This window comes from Psychrobacter sp. JCM 18900 (genome assembly GCF_904846625.1).
In the GTDB taxonomy this organism is placed as follows: Bacteria; Pseudomonadota; Gammaproteobacteria; order Pseudomonadales; family Moraxellaceae; genus Psychrobacter.
The window spans coordinates 83146-105049 of record NZ_CAJHBL010000004.1 but is presented as its reverse complement, the minus strand read 5'-3'; the positions used below and the strand labels follow the sequence as shown (position 1 = coordinate 105049).

The 21904-nt window shown below is 44.0% G+C and carries 19 protein-coding genes; 10 read left to right on the top strand and 9 right to left on the bottom strand.

Annotated features, from left to right (window positions below; all coding sequences use genetic code 11):
- Positions 1 to 24: 24 nt before the first annotated feature.
- The 5 genes from ccmE to ccmA all read right to left on the bottom strand — a co-directional run bounded on the left by ccmE (position 25) and on the right by ccmA (position 3489).
- Positions 25 to 525, bottom strand: a complete 501-nt coding sequence (ccmE, locus tag JMX96_RS08720; RefSeq protein WP_101206027.1) for a cytochrome c maturation protein CcmE — start codon at positions 523 to 525, stop codon at positions 25 to 27.
- Positions 526 to 768: 243 nt separating this feature from the next.
- The gene (gene ccmD, locus JMX96_RS08715) at positions 769 to 990 is read right to left on the bottom strand and encodes a heme exporter protein CcmD (RefSeq protein WP_057761592.1); all 222 of its coding nucleotides are present in this window, start codon (positions 988 to 990) and stop codon (positions 769 to 771) included.
- A 16-nt stretch (positions 991 to 1006) separates the two neighbouring features.
- Positions 1007 to 1795, bottom strand: coding sequence for a heme ABC transporter permease CcmC (ccmC, locus tag JMX96_RS08710; RefSeq protein ID WP_057761594.1), 789 nt, complete (start codon positions 1793 to 1795; stop codon positions 1007 to 1009).
- Positions 1796 to 2067: 272 nt separating this feature from the next.
- Positions 2068 to 2775, bottom strand: a complete 708-nt coding sequence (locus tag JMX96_RS08705) for a heme exporter protein CcmB (RefSeq protein WP_227677017.1) — start codon at positions 2773 to 2775, stop codon at positions 2068 to 2070.
- A gap of 84 nt (positions 2776 to 2859) precedes the next feature.
- Positions 2860 to 3489 (bottom strand): heme ABC exporter ATP-binding protein CcmA, encoded by a 630-nt coding sequence (gene ccmA, locus JMX96_RS08700; RefSeq protein WP_201568698.1) that lies wholly within the window; start codon positions 3487 to 3489, stop codon positions 2860 to 2862.
- 162 nt (positions 3490 to 3651) lie between these two features.
- Between ccmA and JMX96_RS08695 the strand changes: the two genes are divergently transcribed.
- The 3 genes from JMX96_RS08695 to JMX96_RS08685 all read left to right on the top strand — a co-directional run bounded on the left by JMX96_RS08695 (position 3652) and on the right by JMX96_RS08685 (position 6682).
- Positions 3652 to 4761, top strand: a complete 1110-nt coding sequence (locus JMX96_RS08695) for a hypothetical protein (protein ID WP_201568697.1) — start codon at positions 3652 to 3654, stop codon at positions 4759 to 4761.
- 30 nt (positions 4762 to 4791) lie between these two features.
- Complete coding sequence (locus tag JMX96_RS08690; RefSeq protein WP_201568696.1) at positions 4792 to 5622, top strand: YbjN domain-containing protein; 831 nt, start codon at positions 4792 to 4794, stop codon at positions 5620 to 5622.
- A gap of 145 nt (positions 5623 to 5767) precedes the next feature.
- On the top strand, positions 5768 to 6682 hold the full coding sequence (locus tag JMX96_RS08685) for a histone deacetylase (protein WP_201568695.1): 915 nt from the start codon (positions 5768 to 5770) through the stop codon (positions 6680 to 6682).
- 204 nt (positions 6683 to 6886) lie between these two features.
- On the opposite strand, the gene JMX96_RS08680 is transcribed toward JMX96_RS08685, so the two are convergent.
- Entirely contained in the window at positions 6887 to 7669 is a 783-nt protein-coding gene (locus JMX96_RS08680; RefSeq protein ID WP_201568694.1) for a sulfite exporter TauE/SafE family protein, read from the bottom strand.
- Positions 7670 to 7726: 57 nt separating this feature from the next.
- On the bottom strand, positions 7727 to 9106 hold the full coding sequence (gene coaBC, locus JMX96_RS08675) for a bifunctional phosphopantothenoylcysteine decarboxylase/phosphopantothenate--cysteine ligase CoaBC (protein WP_201568693.1): 1380 nt from the start codon (positions 9104 to 9106) through the stop codon (positions 7727 to 7729).
- A 128-nt stretch (positions 9107 to 9234) separates the two neighbouring features.
- Between coaBC and radC the strand changes: the two genes are divergently transcribed.
- The 3 genes from radC to JMX96_RS08660 all read left to right on the top strand — a co-directional run bounded on the left by radC (position 9235) and on the right by JMX96_RS08660 (position 15100).
- Positions 9235 to 9918 carry a RadC family protein gene (radC, locus tag JMX96_RS08670; protein ID WP_102094064.1) on the top strand — a complete coding sequence of 228 codons (684 nt, stop codon included), beginning with the start codon at positions 9235 to 9237 and terminating at the stop codon, positions 9916 to 9918.
- Between the two features lie 349 nt (positions 9919 to 10267).
- Entirely contained in the window at positions 10268 to 13198 is a 2931-nt protein-coding gene (locus tag JMX96_RS08665; RefSeq protein WP_201568692.1) for an acyl-CoA dehydrogenase, read from the top strand.
- Between the two features lie 525 nt (positions 13199 to 13723).
- Complete coding sequence (locus tag JMX96_RS08660) at positions 13724 to 15100, top strand: dicarboxylate/amino acid:cation symporter (protein ID WP_201568691.1); 1377 nt, start codon at positions 13724 to 13726, stop codon at positions 15098 to 15100.
- Positions 15101 to 15218: 118 nt separating this feature from the next.
- Here JMX96_RS08660 and JMX96_RS08655 read toward each other — a convergent pair whose 3' ends face one another.
- Positions 15219 to 15974, bottom strand: coding sequence for a TSUP family transporter (locus JMX96_RS08655; protein WP_057761611.1), 756 nt, complete (start codon positions 15972 to 15974; stop codon positions 15219 to 15221).
- A 464-nt stretch (positions 15975 to 16438) separates the two neighbouring features.
- Between JMX96_RS08655 and nhaA the strand changes: the two genes are divergently transcribed.
- The 3 genes from nhaA to JMX96_RS08640 all read left to right on the top strand — a co-directional run bounded on the left by nhaA (position 16439) and on the right by JMX96_RS08640 (position 19920).
- On the top strand, positions 16439 to 17641 hold the full coding sequence (gene nhaA / locus JMX96_RS08650; RefSeq protein ID WP_102091810.1) for a Na+/H+ antiporter NhaA: 1203 nt from the start codon (positions 16439 to 16441) through the stop codon (positions 17639 to 17641).
- A gap of 225 nt (positions 17642 to 17866) precedes the next feature.
- A complete protein-coding gene (locus JMX96_RS08645) occupies positions 17867 to 18469 on the top strand; it encodes a DUF2799 domain-containing protein (protein WP_201568690.1) in 603 nt (200 codons plus the stop codon).
- A gap of 77 nt (positions 18470 to 18546) precedes the next feature.
- Positions 18547 to 19920 carry an oxygenase MpaB family protein gene (locus JMX96_RS08640; RefSeq protein WP_201568689.1) on the top strand — a complete coding sequence of 458 codons (1374 nt, stop codon included), beginning with the start codon at positions 18547 to 18549 and terminating at the stop codon, positions 19918 to 19920.
- A 132-nt stretch (positions 19921 to 20052) separates the two neighbouring features.
- Here JMX96_RS08640 and JMX96_RS08635 read toward each other — a convergent pair whose 3' ends face one another.
- Positions 20053 to 20787 (bottom strand): NUDIX hydrolase, encoded by a 735-nt coding sequence (locus JMX96_RS08635; protein WP_201568688.1) that lies wholly within the window; start codon positions 20785 to 20787, stop codon positions 20053 to 20055.
- 543 nt (positions 20788 to 21330) lie between these two features.
- Between JMX96_RS08635 and JMX96_RS08630 the strand changes: the two genes are divergently transcribed.
- Complete coding sequence (locus JMX96_RS08630; protein WP_102091805.1) at positions 21331 to 21894, top strand: NUDIX hydrolase; 564 nt, start codon at positions 21331 to 21333, stop codon at positions 21892 to 21894.
- Positions 21895 to 21904 lie beyond the last annotated feature (10 nt).

The window sequence follows — 21904 nt, the reverse complement described above, 5'->3', positions numbered from 1 at the left end:
ATATGGTATGAAAGCTCAAAATCATTACTGTTGTAGCGTTTCGGTCTCATGAATCTTCTCAGCAGGATTATACTGTTCAGAAGAAGGTATCGCTCCACTGCGATTATTTTCTTTCATAGATTTGGCAACTTCTGGTGGCATATAGTTTTCGTCATGCTTGGCCAATACTTCCCCAGCGACGAAAGTATCGCCTTGCATTTTACCCGTGGCCACGACACCTGAGTTTTCAGCAAATAAATCTGGCAGAATACCTTGGTAAGTTACTGGCACGGTTGACTGAAAATCAGTAATCGCAAACTCAACATTTAATGGATTGTCTGCTGCACGCTGCACACTACCGGCAACCACCATACCACCAGCACGAATACGTTTGTCTTGAGGCGCTTCACCTTGGGCAATCGCAGTTGCATCAAAGTAGTAGTCAGTTTGCTGCCCGATGGCATAGATAACCAACATAACTGCTACTGCCGCACCTGCCAGCGTAAACATAACCCACGTCAGTTTTTTCCGACGAACTGCATTCATACCACTACCTCATTAATGAGTCACTGTTTTATAAATCATAATCAATCTATAAAGCAGAAAAATTTGAAGAAACCACCATTAGAAAAACGTTCTAAAAATGTCTTTCTAATCGTACTCTTCTAATCGCTATATGGTAGCATTTTTCGGCCGAATCAATAAGCCTCATCATTGCCTATAAGGTCATATTTTTGTCAGTGTAAGGATACGGCTTCTTACGCTAAAACCCTGATATTAAGATGATTTTTATTCCGCCTGTTTGGTTACAGGCGTTGAGGTTTTGGTGGTTCGCTGTGCTTGACGCGCTTGCTGGATAGTCAGCTGTTTGATAAGTGACTGTCGTTGTTTGCGGCTATAGATAATAAACGCCAACATCACGCCAATCGTTATCGCCCAGCACGACCACACAAAAACCCCATGCTTACCCATGGCGAAAAACTCAGATACGCTATAAAAGTAAGGCTGCATAGTATTTTCCTAGCCGTTATTTGTGTTGACCACGAATGTATTCTTTAACCCACGCTTTGCCTTGATCACGGTATAGAATCAGCGTGTTAGTACGATAAATCGCTAATGTCGCAACCAGTAAATAACTGCCGATAATCATCAGTAGCAAGGGCATCCACATATCTGCCGACATCTTCGGTGCGGCGGTCAAGCTAAAGGTCGCGCCTTGATGCAAGGTATTCCACCACTCTACTGAGTACTTGATAATAGGCAGGTTCACTGCGCCCACGATAGATAAAATAGCAGCCGCTTTACCGCGATTGGCTGTATGTTCAAACGCAGCAAACAGTGCCATCACGCCCGCGTACAAAAACGCCAATATCAACATTGACGTAAGGCGTGCGTCCCACACCCAGTAAGTACCCCATGTTGGCTTTGCCCAGATAGAGCCTGTAAGCAAACTGATGACACACAGCAAAAACCCCATTGGGGCAAGTGCCTGCGCGACCAGACTGGCTGTTTTAATTTTCCATACCAAATAAATTACCCCCAAGACCGCAAGGGAAAAGTAGATAGAAATGGCAAGACTGGCAGCAGGAACATGGATAAAAATAATGCGATAGCTATTCCCTTGAAGATAATCAGGCGGCGCAAATGCAAGGCCCCATACGCTACCAATGAGCAAACAGAGACTGGCCAATATCGCTAACCACTTAACCCAAGGGCTAAAGATACGAAAAAACTGCTTGGTACCCACAGTGGTCAAGAAACCCTGCCAAATGCGCTGCCACAAGCTAGGGGATGAGACGTTATTCAGGTTGGGCATGGGAAGAAACCTATTACACAGCTTACTGGCGATAAAGGATGCGGTCTACCAAAGCACCACTATCAACTCACCTGCTGGCGTTAAACACTGGATAGAATCTACAAAGAGCTGTTTACGTATTCAATTGACTATTATAGCAAAATTGCCAGTTTTCACCACGATGTTAATACATGTGATGCAGATAGCTAAATTTCGATGACTGGATTTAGATGGCTAGGGTTAGATAACCAAATTTCGACAACTGGACTTTAGGATTACAACAAGCAAATCGTTTAATTGAGCCATGACATTCTTAAAGTTGTAGCAATCACCCAAGGCATAACTAAGACAGAAACAATACTTCCTGCTAGTAATAAGGCTAGAATAGGCAAACCATTCAGCCCAGAGGCAAATAAATCAACCGCACCTGTAGCAAAAATCAATACTGGCAACTGCATCGGTAAAGCAATCAAAGGCACCAATACTGCCCCATTCTTTAGTGACAAGGTCAAGCTACTGGCAATCGCGGATAGCATCAAAAGCATTGGGCTACCTGTCACGATAGAAGCCATCAATATCCATGCTTCAAACCAACTGAGCTGAAACAACGGCACGGCAAGCAAGCTAAGCGCTGCCACAATACCACTGCTAAAAATCCAATGAATGACTAGTCTAATCAATACCCATAGCGGTAATGACGCTTTGGCCACGACCAATTGCGCAAGCGTACCATTATCAAGCGCAGGCTTGAATAATCCATCAACGCCCATTACCAGTGACAGCAATGCAGCAATCCACACTGCTGATACACCCAGACGCTGCAATAGCGCAGGCTCACTACCGACTGCCAACGGAAACAAAGTAATAATCACTAAGAACAGTACTAACGGATACAACCATTGTACCGCTCCTTGCTGCTTGACTTGCCATTCACGTCGCCATAGCTGCAGGAAGCCGATACTGCGAGGCACTGCGACAATAGCATTTGTACTTTTATTCATGGCTGCTACTGATCCTACTTGTATTGGACTGTCTGTCATTATTTGTCCTTGCACGTATACTGATGGTACTGATAGCAATCAAACTTATACCATATAATCTGACAAATCGAGCACCTGATTGGCGACACCGACTGCCTGATGACTGGTCATTAGTATCGACCCACCAGCCTGTGCAAATTCGCATAACCGCTCTTCCATACGTGCCACCATATCAACATCCAGCGCCGTGAAAGGCTCATCAAGTAACCAGAGCGGTGTCACGTCAGGAGTTAACAAGTACAATCGTGCCAGCGTGATGCGCCGCGTTTGCCCAGCGGACAGGTGACTTGAGCTGATCGTTTCAAACCCTTGTAGACCAACCCATGTGAGCGCATCATCAATATCAGTAGCGCTTGGCGTAATGCCATATAAGTTCAGTAGAAACGTCAGGTTTTGTGCTACTGTCAAATTCGGATGAATGCCCAACTGGTGCGAGACATATAAAGGCTGAACTGGCAGACTCGATTGGCCTTGATAAGTAACTTCACCTGACAAAACAGGTAGCAATCCAGCTAACTGCATGAGTAACGTGGTCTTTCCCGTCCCATTTGCCCCGATTAGATGGCAAATACTGCCCGCAGATAGCTGCAACGCAACGCCTTCGCACAGCGGTATCTCACCGCGCTGAACCGTCAGCTCCTCAAGTGCAAGTAAAGGCGTATCCAAAACCGTCATCAAAACCTCTGGTTATTTATCAAGCAGCAGTCAATATTCATCACAAACACAGGCAATGTTCGTGGCATAATACCCTATGCTCGCTACAAACACACAGTATAACAAATTGTCGATTACTCTGACTTCAAAAAGTACGACCTCAAAAAAATACGACTTTAAAATATGACTTCAAAACCTATGCCGACTTCACAAGATAGCCAAAAACCTAATACTGCTGCAGAAACTAAAAATGACAACGCAGACACTAACTTGTCAAAACAGCCATCAGCCAGCCACTTGACAGTAGATAATTTGATCGATGCTCAAGTTAACTTTATGCAGCAGTGGTTGCACAATCAAGCTGAGCCGCTAGCGATGGAAGCTTGGCAGTGGTTTGGCGCGCAGACTTTAAGCAAATATATCACCTGTGACCATTTACAGCAGCTGATGAAAGACTGGCTGTTAAATCAGCAGATGACTGAGGTAATGCGTACCGATATCCGTGATATTTTGCACACCATCATTTATCACCCAGTCAATGACAACGTGCCTTTGTCTGAGCTGGTCGATGATACCCAAGTTGAAACGCTGGCCAACTATATCGGTAGTCACGAGCAGCAGCGTAACATGTTGATTCATACGCTGGTCGGTAACGAAACCTTTGCAGATTTATTGACCCAAACACTCTATCACGCTATCAACGACTTTATGGAAAGCACGCTCGATAAAGCAGGTGGCGTTGGTAAATTGATGAAGCTTGGGCGCAGCTCTTTCGAAAAGGCGACCAACAGAAACCTCGATGAAAAACTGCAAACGTACCTGCATCGCAATATCAAAGATTTGACGCGCAAAGCCGAAGCCAATGCCCAAGAACACTTGTCAAACGAAGAGGTAGCACGTCTGATGGTTATGGGCTGGGATCGTATCAAAGACCAACCGATCAGTGAGCTACAAACCTATTTAAGCGACGAGCCCGGTAATAGTAGCATTGACCATATCGAAGCCAGTATCCAACAAAGCTATAATCGCCTGCGACTGTCACCATATCTGCACAGCTTAGTCTCGGCAAGCATTGACACTTGGTATGCCAATCATCAGTCTGACACGATGGCGACCATTGCGGCGAGTTTGCACATTGACGAAGCGGCCATGAAGCAATGTAGCACTACACTACTGCCTATCGTGTACGATGCTCTTGAGACGCCTTGGTTGACGGCCCATATTCGTGAAATGCTAGCAGCGTTCTATGCACAGCCTGCTATCAAAGAAGGCTTGGCATTCACTCACGATTAATTTATAACTCTTACTTGTCAGCATACTATTATGAGTCAACGCAATAAACTCAGCTTATGGCAAAAGATCAAACGGTTACTGACTGCTGCCGCACCGCAGTCAGTCGTCGATGCTGCAAGCGAGCAAAGGCCTGCATCACTTGCTGACAGCGAGGTTAATAATACAAAAAATATATCAGCTGATATTTCTGATATCTCTCATGAGTTAGAGGCGAAACAGGGCAGCGAACAGGATAGCAATCAAGCGAAAGCACAAGCACAAGCACATACATCTCAACTCAAAACCGATAACTTAAAAGCCAATAGCGCAAATGCAGAACCTGAAGACCAGAGTGACACGCCTATCGTCGACTGTCTAAAGCAATACTTCAATGACAAACAGTGGCACTACACGCATTATCGACCCAAAACCAACGATAGCCAAAAGTCGCATCATTTATCCTTGAGAATGCGTCATAAGCAAATAAATTGTGGCTATCTGTTCCGGGTGCAAGAAAAAAACAAACTGTTGGCCATCTACGGCATCTTGCCATTTTTGATACCAGAAAGTCATCAAAGTGCTGCGATGCTACTTATCACCCAAATTAACTATGACATGCTAGTCGGTAATCTAGAGATGGATGTCAATGATGGTGAGATACGCTACAAAAATGCTATCGATGTCGAAGCGGTTGGTATAGATAATGAGATTATTGAGCATTTATTACAAAGCGTGGTTGCGATGACTACGGTCGCCAACGAGCTATTTGGCAACTTGGTTAATAATCAAGACCCTGCTGAAGACATGCAAACGCTACTTGTCGAGCTACGTCAACAGTCAGACGCGCGCACGTTCTTTTTACCGACTCAGTTTGTTCAATAGCTCAGTTCATTCGATAACTCAGTTTGTTCAACAGCTCAGTTCATTCGATAAACTGGTTTTTCAATCAAGCCATAATCTACGATAGCTGATACTTATCCCTTTATTCTTCTATCCAAACAACCATCCATACTAAGCTAGAAACCTTATGCTAAAAATTGCCTACTCTGACGTCTTTCGCTATTCCGTGCCCGAAAAGCACCGCTTCCCCATGCAAAAGTATATTATGATTCCTGAGCGTCTACTGACAGAAGGAACGATCAGCCAAGATAATTTCTTTGCCCCTGCTCGCTTAAGCGAAGATGAAATTTTGACCACACATACCGCAGAATACTGGTATCAGCTTAAAACTCAAACACTGCCGCGCAAGGCTGCTCGTGCGATCGGATTTGAGATGACGCCGCAGTTGGTGGAGCGCGGTCGTTATATTGCCCATGCAACGTATGAGTGCGCGCTATATGCTCAGCAATATGGCGTGGCTATGAATGTTGCAGGCGGCACCCATCACTCTTTTGCTGGTCATGGAGAAGGGTTTTGCGTATTTAATGATGTTTGTATCGCTAGCAATTTACTACTAAATCGTGGACAGGCAAAGAAAATTTTAGTGATCGATTTGGATGTTCATCAAGGCAATGGCAACGCCAGCATCATGGCAGATGAGCCACGCGTTTTTGTCTTTAGCATGCATGGTGCAAAGAACTACCCGTTTCGTAAGCAAGTATCAGACTTAGATATTGAGCTAGACAATGATACTGGCGATGCTGAGTATTTACAGATATTAGAAGATACGCTGCCACGCTTAATCGCTGAGGTTGCGCCCGATATGATTTTTTATCAGTCTGCAGTCGACGTGCTCGCTACCGATAAGCTCGGCAAACTTGGTTTGACACAAGCAGGATGTAAGGCGCGTGATGAATACGTTCTGCAGCAAGCAAAAACCGCCAATATCCCTGTCGCTATCGTGATGGGTGGCGGCTACTCAGAAGATATCGAAGACGTGGTCGAAGCTCATTGTAATACCTTTCGTTTGGCACAGCAGATATTTTTTGAAGCATTGGTCTAGGACGTGTCCTCAATTCGAACGAGTGTCCTTTAAATGGGCCAAAAATAGCTAAATCTTGTCAAACAGCGTCAAATAGTTGGGCAATATCTCGATATTATCTGCACTATTTTCCTTGTTTGACAGCAATTTATCTTATTTTTCTCACCATTTTTGAAATGAGGACACGCCCTAATAAGATATCGCTGAAAAGGCTTATATCTTTAGCTATAACAAAGCGGTAATACCTTGCCAACCGACACGTATTCCAAGCACGATTAAGATTAATAAAATAAGCTGACGAAAACGCGCTTGCGGCAAATAGCGACGCAAACGGATTCCAACTAGCAGTGTGACTATAGACAGCACACTCAAAAAAGTAATCAGCTGCCATTCACCACTGCTCAGTGCCATGATAGGCTCACGCAACACGATAATTTGGGCAATCTTTCCTAAGAAATAGCACATGTTACCGACTTTGGCGATGGTGTTTTTATCGTCACTAGCAGACAATAAATACATCATCAGTATGGTCGACATCGCATTGGTCGAGCCGCCGATGACGCCTGCACCAAAGCCAACGGCAATCAATATAGGCTTGGTGTTTGGTAAACGGATTTGTTTGCCGAGTAAACTACTCACAACGTAGAAGGCAATGACCGCGGCCAACAATAAGAGAATATAAGCGCTATCGACCCATAGCAAGAGTTTCGCACCTAAAATGCTGCCTAGTAAGCTGGTAAGCGCAAGCAACCAATAGCGTCTGCCGTAGTAGATAAAGTTTTGCCAAATAGTGCGTTCACCGCCTACTAGCCAGGTCATCACATTAACGACTAGCGAGGGGAAAATCACTAACACAATGGCGTGTTGCAATGGGTACATACTAGCAAGCGCAGTGGTCGTTACTAGCGTTGCGCCAAGTCCGCTAATACCATGTAACAGTGAAGCAAGCGCAAAAATGATCGTCAGCACTAGCATCTGAGTGCTATCGTTACCAGCTATATTCATCATATCGGTCACACCATTTTAGGCTCAGCATCCATATCTACACGCTTTGAAACTGTGGCTTTAGCCATTTTGACGTTGATTGATTACTTGACCGATAATACCTGCTAACTGCTCAGCAATTTTATCTTTACTGGTCTTCTCAAGTGTTACCGCGTCACGCTCATAGCGCTCAGAGAAAAACACCTGCATGGCATTGTCATCACTAGCAAAACCGATATCTGTACGTGAGACATCATTGCAAGCAATCATATCTAAATCTTTTGCGACCAACTTACCACGGGCATAACGCTCAACATCTTGCGTCTCTGCTGCAAAACCAACGACAAATAGCTCTGGATGCGCAAGAGAAATCGTCGCTAAAATATCAGGGTTTTTAACCAAACTGAGCGTCATGGCATCTTGTGTCTTTTTAATTTTTTGCGGTGCAGCTTCTTCCGTACGATAATCTGCCACGGCTGCCGTCGCGATAAAGATATCTGCTTTTATGAATTGGTGTTCAGTATAAGCCTGCGGTAGTTCATGCTCATCACCGCAACCACAATCGCCATGATGGTGTTCGTGAGAATGGTTATGAGAGTGATCGTGCTCATGAGAATGGTCATGCTCATCTTCAAAATCTAGTTGAAGCTCGCTATGCGTACCTTCCACACATTGCTGCGACGCTATTAGCATATCTTCGGCAGACAGCACATCGATTCGTGTGACATTAAGCGGCGTGGCCAATGCCACTTTACCACCAGCGATTAAGACAACGTCTGCACCAGCAGCCACGCAGGCGCGCGCCAATGCAAAGCCCATTTTTCCTGAAGAGTGATTAGACAAATAACGCACAGGGTCAATCGCTTCTACCGTTGGACCTGCGGTAATGACTACTCTTTTGCCTGCTAGCAATTGCGGCGTTGTATTCATTGCTATGAACAGCAATACCTCATCTAATAATTGCTCAGGCTCAGGCAATCGTCCTGCTCCGACATCACCGCACGCTTGCTCACCACTAGCTGGCTGGATAATCTGATAATTCATATCGCGCAATGTTTGCACGTTTAAGTTGACTGCTGGATGCGCCCACATCTGCTGATTCATGGCAGGCGCAATAATGACAGGCGCAGTAGTGGCCAGACACACTGTAGTCAATAGATCATCAGCCATACCCATGGCCAGACGCGCAAGAGTATTGGCTGAAGCAGGTGCAATCACGATTAAGTCGGCCCACTTAGCCAGCTCAATATGTCCCATGCCTGCCTCGGCTTGCTCATCGAGCAACGAGACATGCACCTCGTTACCCGTCAACGCTTGTAGCGTCAGCGGTGTGATAAATGCTTGTGCGCCTGTCGTCATAATAACGCGCACATCAAAGCCTGCCTTAACTAACAAGCGGGCAAATATAGCAGATTTATAAGCGGCGATACCGCCAGTAATAGCGAGCACAATATTGGACATAAGCGTGGCATCAACAAAAAAGTGAAAAGATAAAATTGCGCTTATAGTAACAATTATGAGATAAATTAGGTAAGATTTTCCGTATCTATCTCAGATAACGAGTATCAACCCATTTTCAAGGAGTGACAATGGCGATCAAAGACTGGCATGAGGATGACAGGCCACGCGAAAAACTTTTAAAATTTGGTGCAGCTCATTTGTCTGATGCCGAGATACTGGCCATATTTTTGCGCACGGGTACTCAGTCTCAATCAGCGATTGAATTAGCGCGGCATTTGATTGATCAGTTTGGTAGCTTAGCCGAGCTATTAGCCGCCCCTCAAAAGACGGTTCTTGCCTGCCATGGTATTGGCCCTGCAAAGTACGCTCAAATATTAGCCTCACTTGAGATGGGTACGCGCTATCTGGATAGTCAGCTCAAAACTGGGCAAGCACTTGGCCGCTCACAAGCAGTCAAAGACTATATCAGTACCCAGTTACGCGGCGAGCACCGTGAAGTATTTGCAGTACTCTGTCTGGATAATGCCCTCAACCTTTTAAACTTTGAGATATTATTTACTGGTGGTATCTCATCATGTTCCGTCTGCATCAAGCACGTACTGCGGCATGCACTAAGCCACGCTGCTAGCCAACTTATCATCGCTCACAATCATCCTCATACCGATGCCAAGCCATCGACCGCTGATAACTTACTGACCTATGAGCTAAAAAAAGCCTGTGACCTGTTAGATATCTCGCTTGTCGATCATATTATCGTCGGACGTAACGACACTTTGTCTTATGCCGAGAGTTGCCTTGCCCCTTTCGGTTAGCTCTTTGGCTAATTTTCGATAATGGCTAGCTATGTAATCCATGTGTCTGTTTGGAAAACCTGCAGACAATTATGTTTGATACATATCATCGACAGAGCGTAGCATTTTGGCTCTTGATAGTTATCGACAACTGTTTCATATTAGTAGCCATTCTTGTCATTTATTTGTCAATTACTTACTAGACCGTTAATACTAGTACTTAAGAGACTTAGAACCGAGCATTTAAAGATTAACAAATCATTCGACATATTTATAAGACAGTAAGTGGCAAGACGAAAAATAATTATAGTTAGCTTATTCACTTACGTACTTTTCGCATTTCTTATTCAGCGCTTTAAAGGAGATAGTCATGGCAATTGGCTTGTTTATTTTGGCAGTCATCATTCAGTTAGCCGTGGTCTTGGCCATCTTTTTGTTGTCCTTATCACGGGTCACCGGTAGCATCGTCGCCCTGATTACGGTTATCATTACCGCAATTATCAGCCCATGGTCGCTCATTTTGGGTATACCAATGGCACTACTGTGCTTGGTCTTACTCGTTGCACCGCTTCGCCAATCGTTAATCACTAAGCCTGTCTATAAGGCGCTGGGCGGTGCGATGCCGAGTATGAGTGATACAGAGCGTGAAGCGCTTGATGCGGGTACTAGCTGGTGGGAAAAAGAGCTGTTCATGGGTGCGCCGAACTGGGATACCTTTGCCAATTATCCTTATCCTCAGCTTTCAGAAGCAGAGCAGAGTTTCATCGATAATGAAGTAGAAACCTTATGTGCCATGCTTGATGAATGGCAAATCCAGCATAAAGATAAAGATTTATCTCCTGAGGCATGGCAATTCATCAAAAGTAATGGCTTCTTAGGTTTAATCATTCCAAAAGAATTTGGTGGCTTAGAATTTAGCTCTTATGCCCAAAGTCGTGTAATGAGTAAAATCGCTTCGCGCTCGCCGACTGCCGCTGTGACTTGTATGGTTCCCAACTCGCTCGGCCCTGGTGAGCTATTGATGCACTATGGTACAGACGAGCAAAAGCAGCGCTGGTTGCCAGGTCTTGCAAAAGGTGACGAAGTACCTTGCTTTGGTTTAACGGGACCCGAAGCTGGCTCTGATGCAGGCGCGATTCCTGATACAGGTGTGGTCTGTTACGGTATGCACGAAGGCGAGCAAGTGCTTGGCTTACGCATGAACTTCTCTAAGCGCTGGATTACCCTAGCACCTGTCGCCACTGTCGTTGGGTTAGCATTTAAAATGCATGATCCTGAAGGTCTGCTTGGTAATCCTGAAAAAACCGATTACGGTATTACTTGTGCCCTCGTACCAGCTAATCACGAAGGTGTGGTAACAGGACCACGTCATAATCCAATCGGCTCACCATTTATGAATGGTACAGTCGATGGCAAAGACGTCTTTATCCCATTAGATTACATCATCGGTGGTGTCGAGAACGCTGGTCGTGGCTGGCGTATGCTGATGGAATGCTTAGGCGTTGGACGTGGTATCTCTTTACCTGCTTTGTCGACATCAGCCAGTGAAATGACGTATCTGTCTGTTGGTGCGTTCGCAAAAGTTCGCGAACAGTTCAAGATATCAGTAGGTAAATTTGAAGGTGTACAAGACGCCACTAGCCGTATGGCGAGTAACACTTATATGTTAGAAGCATTCCGTCACTTAGTTACTTGCGGATTAAACCAAGGTGGCACGCCATCTGTCATGACTGCCATGGCCAAATACTATGCGACTGAAACCATGCGTAGCGTCGTCAACGACGGTATGGATGTGGTCGGTGGTCGTGCTGTGCAAATGGGTCCGCGTAACTTCTTAGCGACACCTTATCAGGCGATTCCTGTCTCCATCACTGTCGAAGGCGCCAACATTCTAACGCGCTCGCTCATGATTTTTGGTCAAGGTGCGATGCGTTGCCATCCTTATTTATTCGATGAGCTTCAGTTACTACAAAGCGAAGACAAAGCTGCTGCTACTGAAAAATTTGATACCCTTTTCTTCAAACATTTAGGTTATACGTTTAACCGTGGTGCAAAAGCTTTTGTCGCAGGTTATATCGGTGGCAGCGATAAGGCCCCGAGTTTTGCCGATAGCTTTACCCGTCCCTATTACAAACATATTAACCGCTTAAGTGCGAGCTTTGCCTTGACTGCTGATATGGCGTTAGGACTACTAGCAGGGGATTTAAAACGTAAAGAGATGCTCTCTGGTCGTTTAGCAGACACCCATAGTCATTTATTTATTGCGACTGCTATTTTGCAGTTCTATGAGCATGGTAGTAAATCAGAGTCTGAGCGCTTACATGCTGAAGTTGCGCTACAAAACAGTTTGTACACGATTCAAGAAGCCTTTGTGTCTTTCTTTGCCAACTTCCCGAATCGTATGGCAGCCAATGTGGTTAGCTTTGTGACTTTCCCAAGTGGACGTATCTTTACCCCAGCAAGCGATGAGCTAAAACGCCAGTTGGGTGATACTTTCATGGATGATTTCGCAGCCAACCCGTTCCGCGATTATCTGAAAACCATGGTTTATTACAACACAGATGCAGACGATGTGACTGGTCGTATGGAGCATGCTTATCAGACGTTGGTCGAAATCGAACCATTGTGGCAGAAGTTCAAAAAGGCAGAGCATCAAGACAGCTTTGAAGGTCTAACCTTTGAAGACCATGTGGTACACGCCAGTCAAAATGGCGGCATTACCGAAGAAGAAGCCGAAGTGCTGATTCAATATAACGCCATGCGTTTTGATTCGTTATTGACCGATACGTTTGACGAGCATCTATCGGAAGCGCTAGAACGTGACAATCCGCATGCGCTTGAAAATGCAGTTCATCAACTGACTGATTACGCACAGCTAAAAAGACAAGCTCAGAGTAAAAACGGTATCGCTGTGGATACCGATGCAGCTGCCGTTGATGAGCTAGCCACTAACGAACCAGCTATTAAAGATCTAGACAGTACTGCAAATACAGACAATCATACTGGTGATGCCAATCCTAATCATGGTTATGAAAGTGATGGCGATGTAGAGTTGGTCAGTGAGCAAGATACTATCAAAGAAGTAAATGCGCAGACAGATTTTGAAGAGTCAGAGCCTGAAGTAGAAGCACTCGATCATCGCCATCGTGATGCTGAATCACATCTTAACGAGCGTATGGGCAATAATCACAATCGTCATATTGCACCACCTGATGAGATAAATACGGAAGCAAGTGATGATGATCTCAAACCTTTAGAACGCCAATCACCCTTATCACGTGAAGAAGACGATAAGGTTTAATGGTCTATGCTGTTTTTAATATTGCTATTAGAAACTGAGTATTATTAGATTTTATAGTAAAACTTTCACTTTTTATTAGCCAGACTATCTATAAACGATAGTCTGGCTTTTTTTTGGTCTATTGGAAATTCTGAGCTTAATTAATCATATGAGTCTTATTCTTTTCTTTGCATTTCGATAACTTGAAATCAATGGTTCAATATCAATAGTTTGACATATTCGCTTACCCTAAAAACTCTTTCATGAATATTTTGTTTCATATGGGAAACAAACCGTTTAGAATAAATATTGACTATATTACGGGCACATAGTTGTAACGAGGAATGTACATTTAGAATAAAATCAGAAAAAAATCTTGCAGTGCCCTTAGCTATTCTTTTATATTGTCCACGAAAATGTGACATCGAGCGACAATCACGGGAACTTAATAGTCATAACAAGCTTTGTAGTAAGGCTGATAAGTACAATTATGTTGGCTAATGAACACTTACTATAAAGCTGTTATGCACACAAAGGATATGAATTATGTGGAAGAATTTGGGACTGACGGGCAAGATCATTGTTGCCATGGTGCTCGGTATTGGACTGGGCCTATTTCTAAACTACTCAGGATTGAACGGCGAAGGTAGCTTTGTTAATACTTACATCACCAATGGCTTCCTTGCCATTGTTGGTAAACTATTTGTCAACTCGCTAAAAATGTTGGTCGTACCTTTGGTGCTTATCTCACTGATTTGCGGTGTATGCGGTATTGGTGATATTCGCCTACTTGGACGTATTGGTACCAAAACGTTCATTATTTATATGATAACCACTGCACTCGCTATTGCGACGGCAATTGGTCTTGGCTCGCTATTCGGTATCGGTAAAGGCATGAATATCGCATCCGAAGCCGAGTTTGAAGCTGCGTCAGCGCCACCTCTACTTGATGTGTTCTCTAACATTATCCCATCGAACCCCATCAGCGCGATGGCAAATGGCGATATGTTATCGATCATCTTCTTTGCTATTTTGATCGGTGTCAGTATCTTGATGGTAGGTAAACCTGCCAAAGGCTTAGTGCAGAGCCTAGAGCTGATCAACGAAGTTATCTTAAAGATGGTCACGATCATCATGAACCTTGCACCATATGGTGTATTTGCGCTATTGACCAAAGCAATGGCAGAGCTAGGTTTAGACTTGATTTGGTCACTACTGGGTTATGTCGCGGTATTGGTCGGTTCATTGGCCTTCCATTTCTTTATCACCATGATGATTGTACTAAAAGTGTCTTCAGGCTTGTCTATCAAGACGTTCTTGGCAAAAATGCGTGAAGTACAGATCTTTGCTTTTAGTACCTCAAGCTCAAACGCGACGATTCCTATTACCTTGCGTACGGTTACCAAGCGTATGGGTGTAAACAACTCAGTTGCCTCGTTCACTGTTCCTTTTGGTGCTACCATCAATATGGATGGTACGGCCATTATGCAGGGTACTGCGACCATCTTTATTGCCAACATTTACGGCATTGATTTGGGCGTGACCGAATATTTAACCGTCATCTTGATGTCAGTACTGGCGTCTGTTGGTACGGCTGGTGTGCCTGGTGTTGGTCTAATCATGCTGTCTATGGTATTTGCTCAAGTGGGTCTACCAATCGAAGGTATCGGCCTAATCTTGGGTGTGGATCGTATCCTTGATATGTTACGTACTGCTGTAAACGTAGGTGGTGATGCTGCTGTTACTACTATCGTGGCAAAATCAGAAGGCAAAATGGATCTGGCTATTTACAACGATCCTAACGCTGGTGCAAAAGATGTATTTGATGGTCATATTGATGAAGACAATGAGCGTGAATTCTCTGAAGTCTTTAGTGATGGCATCATGGGTAGTGAATACGATGATGTTGATCGTCGCCGCTAACCCATGCTTGCTAGATAGAAGTGCATAAAATAAAAAACCTCAGTCAAGTTGGCTGAGGTTTTTTTATGATCAATAACCAGTAAATAATAATGATTGATACGGTTCTATCAACAACTAATTAGCCAAACACATACTTGGTCAACATCGCCAGACAGACCAATACAATTACTGGACGAATCAATTTGCTACCGCCTTTAACCACCATATGTGAGCCGAAATAGGCACCGATGGTTTGTCCAACCATCATCGCTAGCCCCACTTTCCACAGTACGTTACCACCCAAAATAAAGAAGATTAACGAGCCAATATTGGTCGATAAGTTCAATACTTTTGCCGCACCTGTTGCTTCGATAATTTGACGACCACGTAATGCCACATTGCCAAGCGCAAAAAACATACCAGTACCTGGACCAATATAACCATCATAAAAACCAATCAACGGTGCCACGACTTTTTGCCATTTGCCCTCTGAGATACGCGGTGCAGCCTCTACCTCACCCAACCTAGGGGCAAATAACGTATAGATACCGATAGCCGCGATCAAAAATGGAATGACCTTTTCAAGCAAGTCAGGTGGTGACATCTGTACAGCGATGGTACCGATAACGGAACCAATAAAAGCGGCGATGATAGCTACTTTAATGCGTTGCGGTTTGACCACCCCTTTTCTAATCATAGTAATAGACGCCGCTAGTGCGCCTGATGCCGCTTGCAGTTTATTGGTACCGAGCGTTAATACTGGTGGGATGTTGGCCAGTAGCATGGCAGGGATAGTCAATAACCCGCCGCCGCCAGCGATAGCATCAATAAATCCTGCCAATGCGGCCACCGCAGTAAGCATTAAAATAATCTCTAACGAGAAAGTTAAGTCCATGACACTGACCTGCAAAATATGATAAGAAGAGAAAAGGAGTTTTGAGATAAGGCTAAAATGTCGTTATCGATAAGCTGACAGCTTACCAGTGCTAGCAAAAGAAATAATGACACATCGCACAGCGCTGCTCATTATAAAGATAAAACCGTAAAAAAAGCCAAAAACGTAACAAAGTCTGCTAAATTTGTCTAATAACGTTCCGAATATGCTCAGTCAAATAGCGACTTATTAAAAAGATGTAACGACTTACAACTATTGTGCTCGTCAAATCCTCTTTATAATATTGCTATTGTGAATATAAAAAAGTAGACCGTTGGCACTGGCTCAACGTATTTTGTTGTCTATATTGATAAGAGTATGAGAAACTGTTTCTGTCTATTTGCTACCTCAAAATTATAGGTAGCGCAGACATTGATGGATATTTGAGGTTATTTAGTAAATTGTATTTAGCGAATGAGGATGATATGGCAATACGAAGGATTAAAGCATTTTTTGAATTTGAGGCAGCAGGCGGTATCGTCTTAGCATTGGCTGCCATTGCTGCAATGATCATTGCCAACTCCCCTCTTAATGTTTGGTATGAAGGTTTTATTCATGCACCAGTCGCCATTCAGATTGGTGAGTTTGCGATTGCAAAAGATGCTCATCATTGGATCAACGATGGTCTGATGGCGGTTTTCTTTTTCTTGGTTGGATTAGAGCTTAAGCGTGAAGTACTCATCGGTGAGCTGTCCAACGTCAAGCAGATAATACTGCCAGCAGGGGCTGCACTTGGCGGTATGATTATGCCAGCGATTGTCTATCTGCTTTTTAACTACAATGAGCCTGAGTTTTGGAAAGGTTGGGCCATTCCTGCTGCGACAGATATTGCTTTTGCACTCGGTATTTTGAGTCTCTTAGGTAATCGTGTACCTAACTCTTTAAAGGTCTTTTTGGTCTCTATTGCTATCTTTGATGACATTGGTGCGATTCTGATTATCGCTTTGTTTTATACCAGTGAGCTGTCGTTAGAATCATTGGCAGTAGCTGGTTTATGTTTGCCGTTCTTATATGTTCTTAATCGCCGTAACGTCACTAACATTACTCCCTATCTACTCATCGGTCTGATCATGTGGATTGCCGTACTCAAGTCTGGTATCCATGCAACATTGGCAGGTGTGGTATTAGCACTGTTCATCCCGATGTTCGACCGCACTGATCCTGAGCACTCTCCACTTGAAGAGCTAGAACATGATCTGCACAATACCGTCGCCTTTGGTATTTTGCCAATCTTTGCTTTTGCCAACTCAGGCATCTCGCTCGAAGGCGCAGGTTTTGCTGAGCTATTCCACTCAGTGCCGCTAGGTATTGCCGCTGGTTTGTTTATTGGTAAGCAATTAGGCGTCATGTTCATGTGCTGGTTAATCTTTAAACTTGGTATCTCAACCATGCCAAAAGGTATGGACTATAAGCAAATCTACGGTGCAGCTCTATTGTGCGGTGTTGGTTTTACCATGAGTTTATTCATCGGTGGCTTGGCGTTCGCTGGCGACACCACTATGTTTGATGAACGCTTAGGTATTATTATGGGTTCAATCGTCTCTGGTATTGCCGGTTATATCATGCTGAAAATGAGCTTGAAAGACAATGCTAGCGGTACATCGGTCGACTTGACTCGCCCGCATTAATGATTGATGAATGCTGTGAGATGTAGAGCAGTTTATAGTGGTACCGCTTAATATTAATGCCACTTATAAACTGCTCTATTTTATTTGTATGTACGTTATCGAGATATTTACAAGTGACTTAGCAATTAATGACAAGTCTGCATAATGTAGTTGATTGCTAGCATCATTTATTTGTGTTCATAGTTATTATCGTTATGATAGTTATCACAGCTATCGGAGCTAACCATGTACCGACCTATACACCGCGTTGTACGTCAACTGGCATTAGGGTTATCTGTGTTCGGTAGTATTTATCTGCTAGCAGGCTGTGCAACACTCTCTAAGCAAGAATGTCTCGTAGGTGACTGGCAAGCTATCGGCTATAACGATGGCGTGGCAGGTTATCATTCAGACCGCTTAGCATCTCATACAAAAGCCTGTGCCAAAGCCAGCGTCGTACCTGACTACCAGGCATGGGAGCGCGGTCGTAAACTTGGTCTGCAACAGTACTGCACCATCAATAACGCCTATAACATTGGCAGACGTGGTCGTCAATTAAACAACGTTTGCCCGATCACTATGGCCAACACATTGCAAGTGGCTAATCAAAAAGGGCTAGATTATTACGCCTTAGACAGTCAGTTGGACAAAGACAATCGCCTCTTAGATACTTATCAATCAGAATTCAATAAGCTAGAAAATGGTGACATGCTCGACTTTGCTAATGAAAAAGAAGCCCGTGCACGGCTGCTATCTCTATCTGATGAGATTCGTGATACCAAACGCCGTATCCGAACAACACAGCAGCAATTAGATTCATTGAACCAATCCAGTAATTTTTACGAATGACTGGGATGCGAAGCTATTGCAACGCAAGTTTTACGTTCTAAGGCATGTCCTCACTCTGAAAATGGTACTTGATAACTATGGATAAGAAAATCATCAATACGGCAAGTACACCAACTGACAAACCTGACTTTCAGTCATCGAATGCTCAATCATCGAACACTTATCAGCGTCATGGACGTACCACTGCTATCGATGACCATAGTGATTTGCAGGTTTTAAAACGCATTAAACGTTATTTATTACCAAAAGACTTTACGATCTCGCCTGCTCTACTTGATGAGATCGTGGCAGGTTACGATATTGGCGATCCGCTTGCAGACGCGTTAGCTGCACAGAGCATAAAGTTTGCGAAGCCCTTACAGCATACTATTCTTGGCGATAGTCCAAACAATAAACTTACGAACAACGACCTTGTAAACAATCCATCATTTAGCGCGCTTACTGAACAATTTAGCAGCCATCCTGACTGGTTCGACCCAAAGCTTGCCCAGATAGGTGCGGTTGCCTATCGGCGCTATCCACTAATGCTCATTTGGCTATTGCGTAACGTTGCTCTAATGGCAGGCTATAGCATTCCTGCCTTATCACTGCCGCTCATTCAGACAGGTGCACTGATGCACGATGCGCTACCTCGATTGATGCGTACTTATGCTTATATCTTGGCCGTGTCTGAACACCCCTCATCTAATATGAGCACACGCAATCAAAACAAACCTATTGATCAAGTATTGGCCATTGGCTCTGAGGGCTGGCGACAATCGATCCAAGTACGTCAAATACATACTTTGGTACGGCAAAACTTACTCAAAGGTAAAGGCTATGCGGCTACAGGCGTGATACCAAACGCTGAGCAACATCATAACCCTGACGGCAGTTGGAATACCGACTATTGGGGCATCCCTATCAATCAAACCGATATGATTGCCACCCATTTGCAGTTCTCGTTACTAATTATGCGCGGTCTAAGATTGCTAGGCGCACGTATTAGTACGGAAGAAGCCGAAGGTATCCTGCATCTATGGAATCTTGCCAGTTATTGGATGGGGGTTGATCTAGATCGTTTACCAAAAGATGAGGCCGCGTGTTGGGAATGGCTCTATACCTATCTATCGATACAGCAGCTAGACTTTAAGATGGGACAGCCACTGGCAAAAGCATTGCATGATTTACCGCGTCAGCTGATGGGTGAAGATAATCGCCGTGGACGTTTTGTTGAAATGGTCAACGCGAGTGTCACTCGGACTTTGGTCGGTGATGATATAGGCGATGGGCTGGACTTACCAAAATCGAAGATACGCTTTGGCGTGTTGTCTTCGGTACCGATTCTTTTTGCGCTCGATACTGCACGGCAGCATAACGCGTCCGTAGCTCATAAGTTAGAAGCATTCCGTGCCAAGCGCCAAGACAATATGAACTGGTGGCTTAAAAAGAACGATGATTATTATAAGTAGATGATTATAGTCATTCCACTATAAAAACATTACTGCGTTAACCTCGTTTGAAGTATCACATATACATCTACACTCGGTTGCCTTGTACTACTTTTAAATTGCATCGACTATATTATAAGTAGATGACATTTATCAGCGTTTGTTTTCTACGCGGTAATACCATTCGAGCTGTCGATCAAACCCTGTTTCTAATAGGTTGGCAATTACCCGTCCTGTTAGCCCCCACACTGTCTCACCATCGACCTGCCAGCTCGGCGTCAGTATGGTAGCCATTTGCTCTTGCATTTTATACTCAATTTCATACTCTACCGTTGGTTGAGTGACTAACGACTCTAAGTCTGCCCAAAAGATACGTGATATTTCACCCGCTTCAGGTACGAGCACCAAGCCAGGAGCAATGAGTGCCACGATTGGGCGTACGCTCATACCACTTTTTGAAGTTTGGATCGGTAGCTGACCAAGCAACTGGACTTTATTAGGTGGTAGTGCTGTTTCTTCGCAGGCTTCACGCAATGCGGTAACGACATTATTGCCATCGCCTCGATCATGTTTACCACCCACACAAGACACTTCACCCGCATGACTGTTCATGTGGGCGGCGCGGCGTGTTAATAATAGTTTAGGTCTGCGCTCATGAGTAATAGCGACCAGTATTGATGCATCGGCAATCGGTGTCTGATATAAGCTGTCTAACACACGGCTACTATGAGAGGCGTTATGTGCCTCGTACATTGCCGGACTTGTCAGCGCATTTAAAGTCTCATGTTGCACTCGTTCGGCTAATTGACGAAGCGTCGGATGACGAATAAAAGTAGGTACAGCAACTGACAGGTTATCGAAGCTTACAGCCTCCGGTGGGAGTAACATTATAATTGCCCTATATTTTTATCGTTGCTAAGCGGTATCAACAGCATCTTTCTTATTTTCTATTATTAAAATCGCGACTAATAAATAAAACCAACAATCTTTTTATTTGTCTCGGTCACTCTTTTTGTTAGCGGCTTTGATATCAATAATTACTGAACACTCACTAGACTAGCGCAATATAATAGTGGCTGCATGCTATTTATGTGACTGATTCATTGCTTATCAATGCTCAATAACAGCCCTATTAACTAATAATAGTCAGCCTATCTGTGAAATGATGCGTTACTGTTATCGTGATTCTGTCCGTCGATAATATGTGCTATCTTAAGACGATAGCTGCTCTTTAGAATAATATCTTATATAAGTCAGGTACGTTTAAGTTAGGTTTATCGTCAGGTTCACTCAGTTTACTGCTTGTGGTACTTGTCTCACCGTCCTTGTATCTAACTTATCTCGAAACGATGACAGCAGCACTTCAAAATGTAGGTCTTATAACCTATAAAAAACATCATACACAATAACTTTTATAACAAGGTAGTTGATATGCGCTATTGCCTCCAATGCGGTCATGAAGCAGAACGAAAAATCCCACCTACGGACAATATGCCGCGTTTGGTATGCCCCAATTGCCACTATATCCACTACGAAAACCCAAAAGTTATCTGTGGCTCGCTGGTGGTACATGAAAATAGAGTACTACTCTGCCGCCGTGCCATTGAGCCACAATATGGGCTATGGACGATACCTGCAGGTTTTATGGAAAATGGCGAGACCATGGCTGAAGGCGCAGCACGCGAGAGCTACGAAGAAGCTGATGCCATCGTACTGAATCCGCATCTATACTGCATTTATGACTTACCAGATATTGGACAGATCTACTCTATCTATCTGGCCGATCTAAAAGATGGCGCGTATGGTATTGGCTCAGAAAGTCTCGACTGTGCACTGTTTAGCGAAGAAGATATCCCATGGGATACACTGGCGTTTGAAGCCATTCGCCGTACTTTAAAAAGCTACTTTGCTGATCGTAAGCAGTATAACGAGTTGTCAGAATTTCCGATTCATCAAGATAAAATTGGCAAAGATTTGAGTATCAAGCGATATTAGTCGATTACCT